Origin of the sequence: Micromonospora sp. DT53 (genome assembly GCF_049841535.1) — a bacterium.
GTDB lineage: Bacteria > Actinomycetota > Actinomycetes > Mycobacteriales > Micromonosporaceae > Micromonospora.
This window is the reverse complement of sequence record NZ_JBNCKM010000012.1, coordinates 76,551-90,179: the sequence shown is the minus strand read 5'-3', so window position 1 is coordinate 90,179 and position 13,629 is coordinate 76,551. Positions and strand designations below refer to the sequence as shown.

11 protein-coding genes are annotated in these 13,629 nt (G+C 72.3%); all 11 read left to right on the top strand.

Annotated elements, in window-relative coordinates:
- The first annotated feature begins 64 nt into the window (after positions 1-64).
- The 11 genes from ACLQ3B_RS30165 to ACLQ3B_RS30115 all read left to right on the top strand — a co-directional run bounded on the left by ACLQ3B_RS30165 (position 65) and on the right by ACLQ3B_RS30115 (position 13,621).
- Positions 65-1,771 carry a glycoside hydrolase gene (locus tag ACLQ3B_RS30165; RefSeq protein WP_425784075.1) on the top strand — a complete coding sequence of 569 codons (1,707 nt, stop codon included), beginning with the start codon at positions 65-67 and terminating at the stop codon, positions 1,769-1,771.
- A gap of 221 nt (positions 1,772-1,992) precedes the next feature.
- Positions 1,993-3,930: a hypothetical protein gene (locus tag ACLQ3B_RS30160; protein WP_425784074.1), complete on the top strand. Its 1,938-nt coding sequence runs from the start codon at positions 1,993-1,995 to the stop codon at positions 3,928-3,930.
- 128 nt (positions 3,931-4,058) lie between these two features.
- Complete coding sequence (locus ACLQ3B_RS30155; RefSeq protein ID WP_425784073.1) at positions 4,059-4,577, top strand: acyltransferase; 519 nt, start codon at positions 4,059-4,061, stop codon at positions 4,575-4,577.
- Complete coding sequence (locus tag ACLQ3B_RS30150; RefSeq protein WP_425784072.1) at positions 4,570-6,171, top strand: lipopolysaccharide biosynthesis protein; 1,602 nt, start codon at positions 4,570-4,572, stop codon at positions 6,169-6,171. The genes ACLQ3B_RS30155 and ACLQ3B_RS30150 overlap by 8 nt, the downstream gene beginning before the upstream one ends.
- A gap of 68 nt (positions 6,172-6,239) precedes the next feature.
- Positions 6,240-7,532 carry an O-antigen ligase family protein gene (locus tag ACLQ3B_RS30145; protein ID WP_425784235.1) on the top strand — a complete coding sequence of 431 codons (1,293 nt, stop codon included), beginning with the start codon at positions 6,240-6,242 and terminating at the stop codon, positions 7,530-7,532.
- Positions 7,529-9,166 (top strand): lipopolysaccharide biosynthesis protein, encoded by a 1,638-nt coding sequence (locus ACLQ3B_RS30140; RefSeq protein ID WP_425784071.1) that lies wholly within the window; start codon positions 7,529-7,531, stop codon positions 9,164-9,166. The genes ACLQ3B_RS30145 and ACLQ3B_RS30140 overlap by 4 nt, the downstream gene beginning before the upstream one ends.
- Before the next feature lie 8 nt (positions 9,167-9,174).
- Positions 9,175-10,077: a sulfotransferase domain-containing protein gene (locus ACLQ3B_RS30135; protein WP_425784234.1), complete on the top strand. Its 903-nt coding sequence runs from the start codon at positions 9,175-9,177 to the stop codon at positions 10,075-10,077.
- The gene (locus ACLQ3B_RS30130) at positions 10,074-11,336 is read left to right on the top strand and encodes a hypothetical protein (RefSeq protein WP_425784070.1); all 1,263 of its coding nucleotides are present in this window, start codon (positions 10,074-10,076) and stop codon (positions 11,334-11,336) included. The genes ACLQ3B_RS30135 and ACLQ3B_RS30130 overlap by 4 nt, the downstream gene beginning before the upstream one ends.
- A 214-nt stretch (positions 11,337-11,550) precedes the next feature.
- Positions 11,551-12,030 (top strand): UDP-N-acetylglucosamine--LPS N-acetylglucosamine transferase, encoded by a 480-nt coding sequence (locus ACLQ3B_RS30125; protein WP_124821238.1) that lies wholly within the window; start codon positions 11,551-11,553, stop codon positions 12,028-12,030.
- Positions 12,027-12,701 carry a glycosyltransferase gene (locus ACLQ3B_RS30120; protein WP_425784069.1) on the top strand — a complete coding sequence of 225 codons (675 nt, stop codon included), beginning with the start codon at positions 12,027-12,029 and terminating at the stop codon, positions 12,699-12,701. Before ACLQ3B_RS30125 ends, ACLQ3B_RS30120 begins: the two co-directional genes overlap by 4 nt.
- Positions 12,698-13,621, top strand: coding sequence for a glycosyltransferase family 2 protein (locus ACLQ3B_RS30115; RefSeq protein WP_425784068.1), 924 nt, complete (start codon positions 12,698-12,700; stop codon positions 13,619-13,621). The genes ACLQ3B_RS30120 and ACLQ3B_RS30115 overlap by 4 nt, the downstream gene beginning before the upstream one ends.
- The last annotated feature ends 8 nt before the right edge of the window (positions 13,622-13,629 follow it).

The following is a 13,629-nucleotide window of genomic DNA, read 5'->3' as shown; positions in this document are numbered from 1 at the left end:
CCACGATGTGCCCTGGTCATCGATACGCTGCTCACCGTTATGGACGCAGACACAGGGAGTTTCCTTGACCAGGCACGGACTGCACCGCATCACCCGGTTCCGTTCCGGACCCCGGCGTAAGGCGATTGCCATCGGCGTGCTCGGCGGCTCGGTGGTGGCCGGCATCGTGGCCACCATGATGCCGCTGCTGGCCAGCGACGACCTGTCGATCCGGGCGGCGGCGGACACCACCGCGACAGTCGTGTCGCAGGACGGTGACAACGCGACCAAGAGCACGCTGGCCACCTGTGCGACGCGCTGCGACGGCAACCCGCGCGGTGGCCGCGAGGCGGTCATCGAGTTCGCGGTGACCACGGTGCCGGCCGCCGCCGTCAACATTCGGGCGACGCTGCGGGTGCACGCCTGGCAGCAGTTCGCGGCCACGGTGACGGCGCACGCCTCGCCGCTGAGCGCCCGCGAGTCGCGACCTCCCCTGACGTCGGCCGGTGCCGCGTTGGACAGGGTGACAAGTGTGTCCAAGGGCGTCAACGAGTGGGACGTCTCCAAGCTGGTCACCGGCAACGGCACCTGGACGGTCTCGCTGGCGCAGAGCGGCCTGGAGAGCAGGATCTACTGGGCGTCGGTCGAGAACCGTAACCCGGACCTGCGGCCCAGCCTGCTGATCACCTACGACCTCGGGGCCCGGCCGTCGCCGGTGACGACCACCCGGTCGGCGCCGCCGCCGTCGCCCAGTGCGTCGCCGACCACCGCCGCGCCGAAGCCGTCGCCGACCATCGCCCCGACCCGGACGGCGACGCCGAGCGCCAGCGGCACGCTGCCGTCCGGCAAGTGTGGGTCCGTCTCGAACAAGCTCGTCCCGTCCTGTGGCGCCTGGTGGGGCATGTACTCGCCCGCCGGGGCGGCCGGGGGTTGGGACCACGGCAAGGCCGTCACCGACGTGGAGGCGCAGGTCGGGCGCAAGTTCGACATCGTGCACCGCTACCACGACTTCTCCAACTCCGGCAGTAACGGCGCCTTCCCCGACGCCTACGAGTCGCAGCAGATGCGCGAAGGCCGGCTGATGTTCTTCGCCTGGGAGTCCCGTGACTTCTCCGCCGGCACCACCCTCAAGTGGTCCGATGTCTACGGTGGCAAGCAGGACGAGACCATCGACGCGGTCGCGGGCCGGATCCGGGCCGCCGGCGTGCCGGTGTTCATCGGCTTCGACCACGAGCCGGAGGACGAGCCGAACAAGGGCAGCGACGCCGACTTCGTCCGCGCCTGGCGTTACGTGCACGAGCGGTTCGTCAGCGCCGGCGCGACAAACGCGGTCTGGGTCTGGACGATGATGGGCTGGTCCGGGCACTACTCCCGGTACGCCGGCCTGTACCCCGGTGACCAGTACGTCGATTGGGTCGCCTACGACCCGTACAACTTCCACGTCTGCAACGGCAGCACGGTGTGGAAGAGCCCGAGCACGACTGTCGGTGGCTTCTACGGGTGGTTGGACGACAACGGCATCGGCGCCGGCAAGCCCCGGATGCTCGCCGAGTTCGGCACCAACTTCGACTCCGCGGACCCGGGCGCGAAGCAGCGCTGGTTCCAGGAGTTCCCGGCGGCGCTGAAGGCGCACCCGAAGATCAAGGCGGCGATCTACTTCAACTCGGCCGGCATGACCAGCCGCACGTCGACCTGCGACATGACGATGAACCACGACGCCTCGGCGGTGGCCGGCTTCGCGCAGGCTGGCAAGGACCCGTACCTGCGGCAGCCCACCGGGGGTAGCCGCTGACGACCCAAATGAACTGACAAAACGGCGTTCGCCGGGGGTCGGACAACCGATCCTTCGGCGTTCTGTCGGCTTGCGGATTCATGCACCGCCCAATCGGCGGATTTTGTTAACCAGGCTGGACGAGGCACGCTACCTCGGGTTCTCATCCAATCTGGAGGCGCAGCGTGCCCAAACTCTCGCACTTGTGGCGTTCCGCAGGACGACGTCGTACTCGGGCGGGGATGGTCGCGTTGACGATCATCGCCGCCGCTCTGGGTGTGCCCACGACCGCGTCGGCCGCGGTCGTACCGGTCCCGGTGACGGCGACCCTGGTGTCGGCGAACCCCGCCGACGCGACCCCGCACGCGCGAGACGGTGAGACCCGTGCTTTCGCGCAGGTGGGCAACACGGTCTTCGTCGGCGGCAGCTTCACCCAGCTCCGGCAGACCGCCAGCTCCGCGTGGGTCACGCAGCGTTATCTCTTCGCGTACGACCGGACCACCGGCACCATGTCGACCACCTTCCTGCCGGTGCTCGACGGCGCGGTCAACACGCTGGTCGCCGGCCCCGGCGGCACGCTTATCGTCGGCGGCACCTTCAAGAACGTCAACGGTGTCTCCCGGAAGAACCTGGTGGCGCTCAACCCGTCCACCGGCGCGATCGTCGACAGCTGGGTCGGGCGCTCCGACGGCGGCACGGTCCGTGACCTGGCTCTGGACGGCAACTGGCTGTACGTGGCCGGCGCGTTCAACTGGCTCAACGGCACCGCGCACTCCGGTCTCGGCCGACTCAACGCGACCACCGGCGCGATCGACCCGAGCTTCAGCATCGACGCGACCGTGGGGCGGCACAGCACCACGTCGTACGTCTGGACCATCGACGTGGCGCCGGACGGCGACACCCTGGTCGTCGGCGGCAACTTCACGCTCGTCAACGACCTGCCGCGTAACCAGATCGCGTTGGTCGACGTCTCCGGCACGCCGACGGTGCTCGACTGGAGCACCGACAAGTTCGTCGCGCCGTGCGCGGCGCCGACGACCTTCGTGCACTACGTGCAGGACGTGAAGTTCGGTGGCGACGGCAGTTGGTTCGTGGTCGGCAGCAACGGCGGCGCCGGCTGGCCGACCGCGTACTGCGACGCCCTGGTCCGCTTCGAGACCGCCGCCCGGGGCACCGGCCTGCTCGCCACCTGGGTCGACTTCACCGGGAACGACACCATCACCGCGGTCGAGGTGGCGGACAACGTCATCTACCTGGGCGGGCACTTCCGTTGGGTCAACAACCCGAACGCCAGCGACGCAGCCGGTCCGGGCGCGGTCGACCGGCTCGGCATCGCCGCGGTGAGTCCGGCGACCGGCATGCCGGTGAACTGGAACCCGCGCCGTAGCGGCAGCGCCTCGATGCCGTCGGGCACCAGCAACTGGGGTTCGGCGGTGCCGGTGCTCTGGCGTGGCTCGGACGGCCTCTACTTCGGGCACAACTCCGACGGCATGGGCGAGGAGTACCACGGCCGGCTCGGTATGTTCCCGCTCGCCGGCGGACGCACCTTCACCCCGAAGAACCCGCCGTCGGCCACCACCGGCAACCTCTACCTGGGCACCGCCTCGGGCACCGTGGCGAAGGTGCCGTTCGACGGCACCACGTTGGGCACCGCGGCCAGCGTCAGCCAGCCCGCGTACACGGCGGCCGGCGCGACCTGGCGGGTGGACGACCGGATCTACTGGTCGCACACGGTGGCCGGCACGCCCACCGGTAGCCGGATCGACGTCTCGCTCTTCAACGGGGGCGCGATCGGCTCGCCGTGGGAGGCGTCCGGCTACAACGACTGGTACAACCCGGCGTTGTTGACCGGCGCGTTCTTCCTCGACGGCCGGCTCTACTACACCCGTACCGGTGCCAACAGCCTGTATTACCGCTACTTCGAGATCGACGGCAGCTACCTGGGCGCCACCGAGTTCGCTCTGCCGACCACGGGTGTGACCTGGTCCGCGGTGCGGGGCATGGCCTGGGTGGGTGGCCAGATCGTCTACGGCTCCACCGACGGCGCTCTGCGGAGTGTGCCGTTCGACCCGACGGCCGCGCCGGGCACGGTGGTCAACGGCACCTCGGCGACCGTCATCAGCAGCGCGACGCCCGAGTTGTCCTGGTCTACCCCATCGACGTTCTTCTCCGTACAGTAAGAGTCAACCGTTCGTAACGGAGCATCGGTAGATTGTTCACGTTGGGCCGGTGGCGGGCACCACCGCCGCCGGCCCGCGACGGTGGGGGAGGATCGTTGCTCGGCGCCGCTGGCATCCGAACGAGACGCGTGGCGCGTCTGGTCTTCGCGGTCAAACGCGGCTGGTACAAGCTCCGTTACCGACGGTTGACGCTCGGTCGGGACGTGGAGATCCGTGGTCGGATCCGACTGCGGCGCGGCGTGCGGGTGACCATCGGTGACCGCACCCGTCTGAACAAGCTCGTCCGCTTCGCGGGCCCCGGCGAGGTCCGCGTCGGCGCGGACTGTCTGCTCAACGCCACCTGGATCGGCACCTGGACGTCGGTGACGGTGGGGGACAGGTGCCTCCTGTCGGACTGCGAGCTGCTCGACAACGACTTCCACAACCTGCCCCCCGAGCAGCGGCACGCACCGCCCAGCCCGCTCACCCGGGCCCCGATCGTCCTGGAGGACAACGTCTGGGTCGGTGCGCACGCCCTGGTCCTGAAGGGCGTGCGGGTCGGCCGGGACAGCGTCGTCGGCGCGGCGACGGTGGTCCGCACGGACGTACCACCCGGCGTCGTGGTCGTCGGCAATCCTCAACAGACGGTGAAGAAGTTCCATGACTGATGCAGCGCCCGCCCCCTGGCCCACGGACGGGCCGTCCTCCGGCACCTCGCGTGCCGTGACACTGACCGACCTGCTGCGGGTGCCGCTGCACCGGTTGCGGTTGGTGGCGGCGGTCGCCCTGGTCGGTCTGCTGCTCGCGCTCGGCTACGTGCTGCTGGTGCCGGCGGCGCTGAGCGCGAGCGCCGTGGTCGCGGTCCGGCCGGTGGTGACCGACGCCTTCACCCCCAGCGGCGCGGGCGCCGACCGCGCGGTCAACATGAACGTGGAGAGTGGCATCGCCACCGGCACCGAGGTGGTGCAGCGGCTCGCCGACTCGGCCGGCGGTGACCCGCGGGACATCCGCGACGCGCTCGAGGTCGAGGTGCCCACCGGCGGGCAGATCCTGCGCTTCACCTACCAGGCGGGCGACGCGCACCGGGCCGTGCAGAGCGCCAACATGGCCGCCGAGGCCTACCTGAACGTGCGCCGGACCATGTACGAGCAGCAGCGCGCCGAGATGCTGCGCTCCTACGACGCCAGCATCACCAAGGTCGTCGCCCAGCAGGTCGCGTTGCAGAAGCGGGCGAACACCGCCAAGGACACCGCCGCCGGTGACGCGTTGGTGGCCGAGCTGGCCGGAATCAACAACCAGCTCACCCAGCTCAACGCCGCCCGTACCGAGATCGCGGCGGTCGACGTCAACCCCGGCTGGGTCACCCAGACCGCCGAGAAGGCGCTTGTCACCTCCGCCGGGCACCGGCCGCTCTACCTGGTCGCCGGCCTGCTCGGTGGCGCGCTGGTCGGCGTCGTGCTGGCGTACCTCTGGGAGTCGACCGACCGGCGCGTCCGCTCGGTGGCCGACGGTCGGGAGGCGTCCGGCCTTCCGCTGCTCGGCACGGTGCGTCGACCGGCGTTCCGCGGCAGCCCTCGGGCGGTCGACGCCGACGTCCGGTACGTGGCGATGGCGGTCGCCGAGCGGGTCCGGCAGCCTGCCCGGGTGGCGTTGGTCACCGCTCGGGAGGACGCCACCGCGCTCACCGCCGGGCTCGCGGTGGCGCTCGCCGTCGACGGCCGGGAGGTGTTCGTCGCCGACGACAGCGGCCGGATCGAGCGGCTGCGTGCCATCGTGCTCGCCGACCGGGGGCGGTTGCCCATCGACCCGTCCCGGCCGCTGGTGCCCAAGCCCCGGCCGGCGACCGGCAGCACACCGGCCGCCGGCGCCGCCACGGACGGCACGGCCGCCCGCCGGCCCTCCCCGCACCCGCCCGGCGCCCGCCCGTCCACCGACCCGGACGCCACGCTGACGCTGCCGCGGGTGGCGTCAGCCCGCCCGGAGAACAGTCGCGTCGTCACCCCGGACGAGGTCGTCGTGGGCGTGGGCACCGTCCGGTTCGGCACCTGGCGGCAGGGCGCGGATCACGGGCTGGTCCTGTTCAACGCACCTCCGGCGGAGTCCGACGAGCGTGGCGTGGCCGTGGCCCGGCAGGGCGGCGCGGTGGTGGTCGTCGAACGGGACCGCACCCGGCAGAGCGACCTGCGACGCCTGGTGGAGCGGCTGCGCGCCGCCGGGGTCACCCCGCTGGGCTTCGTGCTCACCCGAAACGGCCGGGCCTGAGCGTGTCGGTGACCCGCGCCCCGGCGACCGAACCACCGCCCGGAGGCGCTCCGCAGGAGGTCGCGCCGGTGCCGGCGTCCGCGCCGCCGCACCTGCCGCTCTGGCCGCTGTCGATGATGTTCGGCCTGGTGCCGCTCTGGTGGCTGTTCGGTGCGTTCTACCTCGGCTGGCCGCTGCTGGGTGCGCTGCTGTTCGCGTTGCTGCTCACCCGGGGGCGCGTGCCGCTGCCACCGGCGGCCGGCATCTGGCTGCTCTTCCTCGCCATCGTGGTGGTCAGCGCCACCCAGCTGTCGTCGCCCGCGTCGCTGCTCACGTTCGCCCTGCGACTGGCGTTCTACCTGACCGCGCTGGTGGTCGGCGTCTACGTCTACGCCGCCGCCCGGGAACGCGCCAGCCTGGTGGCGGTGCTCACCCCGCTGTGCGCGTTCTGGTTCGGGCTGGTGGCGCTGGGCTGGCTCGGGGTGCTGGTGCCCCGGCTGGCCATGACGACCCCGATGGAGGTGCTGCTGCCCGGCGGGGTGGCCGGCACCCCGTTCATCCAGGACATGGTGCACCTCACCACCGCTGAGTACAGCGCCCGTTCGCTCAACCCGATCTACCGCCCGGCCGCGCCGTTCGCGTACACCAACAACTACGGCAGCGCGTACGCCATGACCCTGCCCTGCGTGGTGGCCTTCGCGATGCTGCGCCGGCAGGGTCTGCTGCGCTGGGCGCTGCTGGCGTCGCTGCCGCTGTCGCTGGCGCCGGCGTTCCTCACCCTCAACCGGGCGATGTTCCTCAGCCTCGGCGCCGGGCTGGCGGTGCTCGGGGTACGGGCCAGCCTGCGTGGCAACGTCCGGGTGGCCGCGTCCATCGTCGGGGTGGTGGTGATCGGCGCGTTGGCCACCCTGTTCATTCCGATCACCGAGCTGATCAGCAGACGGGTGGACTCCAGCGACACCAACACCGACCGGCTCTCGCTCTACACCGAGGTGATCCGCCGGGTGCAGGAGTCGCCGTGGTTGGGCTACGGCGCTCCGGTGAACGTCGACACCGTGTCGGCGGCCGCCCCGATCGGCACCCAGGGGCAGTTGTGGATGGTGCTGTTCAGCCATGGCGTACCCGCGCTCATCTGTTTCGTGGCGTGGTTCGTCGCCGCCGCGGTGATCTGCGCGCGGGCGACCTCGGCGGCCGGGCAGTGGCTGGCGGTGGTGCCGGTGGTGTGCCTCGTGCAGATCCCGTTCTACGGCATGGCGAATCAGAACCTGGCTGTCGCGTTCTTCGCGGTCGCCTTCGCGATGGCGTTGACCGAACGCGAACGGCTGACCCGGTTGGCCGGGTCGCCGCCGAAGCCCGCGCGGAAGGCACCGGTGTCCGCGTGACCGCCGCCACCCGACCGCCGGCTGGCGCCGACGAGGGCCGGTCGACGCCCGCCTCCGTCGAGGCCGAGGCCACGCCCTCGCCCGCCGGGGACGCCGGCTCGGCCGAGACCCGCCGCAGCGCGCGTAGCGGCGTGGCCGGACTGCTCGGCGCGGCCACCAGTGGGTTGTTCGGGTTCGTACTGGCCGTCGTGATCACCCGGGGGTATGGCACGGTCGGCGCGGGCGCGTTCTTCGCCGCGATCGGGGTCGTCACCGTGGCCACCGCGATCTGCACGCTCGGCGCGGAGACCGGTCTGATGTGGGCGCTGCCCCGCCGCAGCGTCGGGGTGCGCGGTGACGCGGCCCGGGTGCTCCCGGTGGCGCTGATCCCGCCGCTGCTGACCGGGCTGCTGGTCGCCGGCGTGGGCGTGCTGGCCGCCGACACGCTCGCGCCCCGGCTGTTGCGCGGCTCCGGCGCGAACGGCGACGCGCTGCTCACCGTCACGTTCGCCGCGGTGCCGGTGGTGGTCGCGATGACCCTGCTGCTGGCCGCGCTGCGCTGCGTGCGGCCCATCCGGGCGTACGTCGGGGTGCAGTTCCTGTTGCTGCCGGTTGCCCGCCCGGTGCTGGTCGGTGCCGCCGCGCTGGCGGGTGGTGGCCTGCTCGCCGGCATGACCGGCTGGTTGGTGCCGGCGGCGTTGGCGTTGCTGGCCTGCCTCACCCTCGTCGCCGGCCCGCTCGGGCTGGGCCGGGGCGCGACGCTGCGTCCGCGCCGGGCGGACTGGTCGACGTTCTGGCGCTTCGCGTTGCCCCGGGCCGCCTCGGCGGCCATCGACGCCGGCAGCATGTGGGTGGGCGTGCTGCTCACCTCGGTGCTGGCCGGGCCGGCGGACGCCGGTGTGTTCGGCGCCGTCGGCCGGTACGTGCTGGCCGGTCAGTTGGCCATGCAGGGGCTGCGGGTGGCGGTGTCTCCGCAGCTGTCCCGGCTGCTGGGGCGGGGCGAGCGGGCCGCGGCGGCGGCCGTGCACCGGCAGTTGACCACCTGGGGGCTGGTGCTGTCCTGGCCGGTGTACCTGCTGCTGGCGGTCTTCGCGCTGGCCTTCCTCCAACTGTTCGGGCCGGAGTTCGCCGCCGGTGTGCCGGCGATGACCGTGCTCGCGCTGGCGATGTTGGTCAACACCGGTGTGGGCAACGTGCAGAGCCTGCTGCTGATGGGCGGGCGCAGCGGACTGCACCTGGTCGCCACCGTGGCCGGGTTGACGGTGACCGTCTCGCTGGGCCTCTGGCTGATCCCCCGCTACGGCGCGACGGGCGCGGCGGTGGCCTGGGCGGCCGGTATCGCCACCGAGAACCTCACCGCCGCCGGGTTCGCCCGATCGGTGGTCCGGGAGCCGCTGTTCGACGCCGCGATGGTGCGTGCCGCGGCGACCACGATCGCCGGTGTGGGTGTGGCCGCCGGCGCCGGCGTGCTGGTGGGCGGTCGCGGCCTGCCCGGCCTCGCGGTGGCGCTCGTGGTGCTGCTGGCCGGCTGCGTCGGCATGTTGACGTTGCCCCGGGTGCGCGCCGCCGTCCGGGGGACCATGAGGCAGATCCGTGGGGGGAACGACGCGGCCCCGGCCGCCGAGCCCACCTCGGCATCGACGAGAGGCAGGTGAGGTTCGACGTGGTGTCCATCCGTGACCGGGTCAAGCAGTTGGTTCCGACCCAGGTGACCACCCGGGTGAAGGAGTCGCTTGTCGACTACGGCGTTCGCACCAGCGATCGCCGGCCGCTGCCGGACTTCCTGATCATCGGGACCAAACGGGGTGGCACCACCTCCCTGTGGAACTACCTCATCCAGCACCCGCTGGTGCCCCGGCTGTTCCCCGCCTGGAACACCAAGTCGGCGCACTACTTCGAGGAGCACTGGGGTCGCGGCGAATCCTGGTACCGCTCACACTTCCCGACCGAGCGGCACCGCGAGGCCCTGGCCAAGCGGCACGGCGGGCCGGTCCGCGTCGGTGAGGCCGCGCCGCTGTACATGTTCCACCCACTCGCCGCGCAGCGCGTCGCCGCGCTGATGCCGACGGTGAAACTCATCGTGCTGCTGCGCGACCCGGTGGAGCGGGCGTACTCGCACTGGAAGGAACGCCGCACCCACGGCATCGAACCACTGGACTTCGCCGCCGCGCTGGCGGCCGAGCCGGAGCGCACGGCGGGGGAGCGGGAGCGGTTGATCGCCGAACCGGAGTCGTTCAGCGAGCCGTACGACTGGTACACGTACCGGGCCCGGGGGCGCTATCTGGAGCACCTGGAGCCGTGGCTGGAGCGCTTCGACCGCAAGCAGATCCTCTTCCTGCCCAGCGAGGACCTGTACCGCGACTCCCGCGCGACCTACCGGCGCACCCTGGACTTCCTCGGTCTGCCGGCGTACGACCTGCCCGACTTCAAGGTCTACAACGATCGGCGTTCGGCACCACTGGAGCCGGCGGTGCGCGCCGAGCTGACCGACTACTACCGGCCGTACAACGACGCGTTGCGCCAGCGGCTCGGGCTGGACCTCGACTGGGCGGACCGGGCGGCGTGACGACCCGGGTGGGCCCGGCCGCCGACCCGCGTTCCCGGGTGGACGGCCTGGGTTGGGTGAGTCGTGCGGTGTTCCCGGACGACCGGGTCGGCCTGACCGTGGACGGCGCCCCGCCGGCCGGTCACCAGGCGGTGGCCCGGTATGCGGTGGTGCCGTCGGTCGCCCGGGCCCGCTTCCTGGTGCCGTTGGGCGCGCGCCGGGCCGGGGCGGCGTCCCTGTTGGCGTACAACGCCCTGCGGCCACCGAAGGTGCGCGCGCTGCGGGCGGTGCTCGGCGGGTTGGCCCGGTTCGGTCGGGTGGGGCTCGCGCCCTTTCCGACGTTGACCGTCTCGGTGCCGGCCGGGGTGCCGGCCGCGGAGCTGTTGCTGAGCGAGCGGCTCTCCGCCGACCTGGGCGACACGCCGCTGCTGGCCGCGTTCGGGGTCCGTCCACCCGACCCGAACGGCAAGCCCACCCTGCAACTCTTCAGCGCCGACGGGCGCCCGCGTGGCTACGCGAAGATCGGCTGGAACGACGCGACACGTGCGTTGGTCAGCGCGGAGGCGGCGGCGCTGCGGGCGTTGCGCGCGGTGGTCGGCGTCGCCGACCACCCGACGCCGCCGAGGCTGCTCACCGAGACGTCGTGGGCGGGCCAGGTGGTCGCGGTGATCGAGCCGTTGCCCCCGGGTGTACGCGGTGTGCCGGTGGACGATCCACCACGGATCGCGGCGCTGCTCGCGGTCGCCCGGCGTGGCGGTCCGGCGGGAGCACCTCGACCGCTTGTCGACTCGACATTCCTGCTCCGGCTGGCTGAGCAGGCCGGCCGGGCGGCCGCGACCGAGCCGGCCGGTGCGCGGGCGGTCGCCGCGGTCTCCGCGCTGGCCCGCCGGCACGGCGACACCAGCGTCGAGTTTGGTCACTGGCATGGTGACTGGGTGCCCTGGAACCTGGGCTGGCACGCCGGCCGGTTGGTCGCCTGGGACTGGGAGCACAGCGGGCCGGACGTGCCGGTCGGCTTCGACCTGGCACACGACGCGTTCCAGCGGGCGCTCGTGCTGCGGGGGGAGCCGGCCGACGTCGCCGCGTCGGCAGTCGACGGGTATCTGAGCCGGCACGGCGATCGGCTCGGCCTCGACGCGGCACAGCGCCGGCTCGTCGCCGACGCGTACCTGGTGGAGATGTGGTTGCGGACGTGGCGGCTGGCCGACGCGGGCGCGGGCTGGAACGCCGCGCTGCATCCCGCACTCTTGGATGTCATCGAGAAAAGACATAGCGGTTGATCGGGAGGAATCGCGGCGGCGACGGCGTGCCGCAGAGTAACCACAAAATCGCAGGTGGTGATGACGATCGATGGACCTCGGACGTTCGGCGCACCGATCCGCCTGCTGCGGAGATCGCCACCTCGGCCGGTCGCGCTATTCAACGACCGGGAATCGTGTGATCTGCTTCTGCCTGGCGTGAACCGAAATTCCAAGCGAACTTGTGGGGAGTCGCGTGGACACGAACAACGACGACAGTGGGGCGCCGGTGCTGCTGCTGGTCGGCTCCAGCGGCGGCCATCTGGCCCAACTACTGGCCCTGCGGCCCTGGTACGAACAGTGGCGGCGCTGCTGGGTCACCTTCGACACCCCGGAGGCGGTGTCGCTGCTGGCCGGCGAGGACCTGGTGCCGGCGCACCACCCGACCACCCGTAACGTGCCGAACCTGCTGCGCAACGCGCTGCTGGCCTGGCGGGTGCTGCGGGCACGGCGGGTCGCCGCCGTGGTCACCACCGGCGCCGGGGTGGCGGTGCCGTTCGTGGTGCTGGCCCGGCTCCGGCGCATCCCGACCGTCTACATCGAGGTGTACGACCGGATCGACACCCCGACGTTGACCGCTCGGCTCTGCCGGCCGTTCCTGTCCGCGATGCTGGTGCAGTGGGACGAGCAGCGCCGGCAGTACCCCGAGGCGACAGTCGTCGGGACGCTGCTGTGACCGGGGAGACGGGCACCGCCCGACGTCCGCAACCCGGGCCGGGCACCGAGGCGGCCCGCCTGCCTCGCCAGCGCGACAGCTCGGCGGTCGCCCAGCTCCGACTGCTGGTCGCGGTGGGCACCGACAAACACCCCTTCGACCGGCTCGTCGACTGGTTGACGCAGTGGCACGCGCAGGCCGCCGGCCCGATCGGGCTGACCCTGCAGCACGGGCACACGAACGCGCCCCAGCTGCCCGGCGCGGTGCCGTTCCTCGGTCACGACGCGTTGCAACAGGCGATGATCGATGCGGACCTGGTGGTCTGCCACGGCGGTCCGGCGACCATCCTGGAGGCCCGCCGGCACGGCCACCTGCCGATCGTGGTGCCCCGCGATCCGGCGCGCGGCGAGCACGTCGACAACCATCAGCTCCTCTTCGCCCGCCGGCTCGGCGCCGCCGGGCTGGTGGCGCTCTGCGAGACCCGGGAGGCGCTGCACGACGCGTTGGCCGCCGGGGTGGCCGACCCCTCCCGGTACGCGGTGGCCGCCGACCCGGAGGCACACGAGGCACGACGGGCGGCGGTGGCCCGGGTCGGGCAGATCGTCGACGACCTGGTGGCCCGTTCGACCCCGCGCCCACCCCGGTGGCGGGCCTGGTCCCGGCCGCGTCCGGGTATGAAGGAGACTCGATGACCGAGCAGCCGAGCGTCAGCGTCGTGGTGCCCACCCGGGACCGCCCCGAGCTGCTGCGGGCCGCGGTGCGCGCGATCCTGGCCCAGGACTACCCGGGCCCGATCGAGGTCGTCGTGGTGTTCGACCAGTCCGAGCCGGACGAGTCGCTGACCGAGCTGGGCAGCGGCCCGACCCGCGCGGTACGGGTGGTCAGCAACGTCCGTACCGCCGGGTTGGCCGGTGCCCGCAACAGCGGCACCCTCGCGGCGGAGGGTGAGCTTGTCGCGTTCTGCGACGACGACGACGAGTGGCTGCCCGGCAAGCTGGCCCCCCAGGTCGACGCGCTGGCCGCCGACCCGGCCGCCGAGTTCGTCTGCTGCGGCATCCGCGTCACCTACGACGGGCACAGCGTCGACCGGGTGCTCGACAAGGACCGGATCACCCTGGACGACCTGCTTCGCGACCGGATGACCGAGCTGCACCCGTCGACCTTCCTGATCCGTGCCAGCGCTCTGCGCAACGGGTTCGGGTTGGTCGACGAGGAGATCCCGGGCAGCTACGCGGAGGACTACGAGTTCCTGCTCCGGGCCGCGCGCAGCGCGCCGCTGATCAATCTGCGGACGCCGTCGGTGCTGGTCCGTTGGCACAAGCGCTCGTACTTCGCGCAGCGCTGGGACACCATCTCCGAGGCGTTGCAGTGGTTGTTGCGGCGCTATCCGGAGTTCGCCAGCCAACCGGCCGGCGAGGCTCGGGTGGCCGGGCAGATCGCGTTCGCCCAGGCCGCCTCCGGTGACCGTCGGGGCGCGCTGCGCTGGGCCCGGCGCACCCTGCGGAGCAACCCCCGCGAGCCGCGCGCCTACCTGGCCCTCGCCGTCGCCGGTCGGGTGGTCCGGGCCGACGCGGTGCTGCGCACCCTGCACAAGCGCGGTCGAGGGATCTGAGCCGCCGC

Bases quoted from the DNA above. Each gene is read 5' to 3' on its own strand.
- ACLQ3B_RS30115 (WP_425784068.1), top strand. From the start codon at position 12,698: ATGACCGAGCAGCCGAGCGTCAGCGTCGTGGTGCCCACCCGGGACCGC.
- ACLQ3B_RS30150 (WP_425784072.1), top strand. From the start codon at position 4,570: ATGACTGATGCAGCGCCCGCCCCCTGGCCCACGGACGGGCCGTCCTCC.
- ACLQ3B_RS30160 (WP_425784074.1), top strand. From the start codon at position 1,993: ATGGTCGCGTTGACGATCATCGCCGCCGCTCTGGGTGTGCCCACGACC.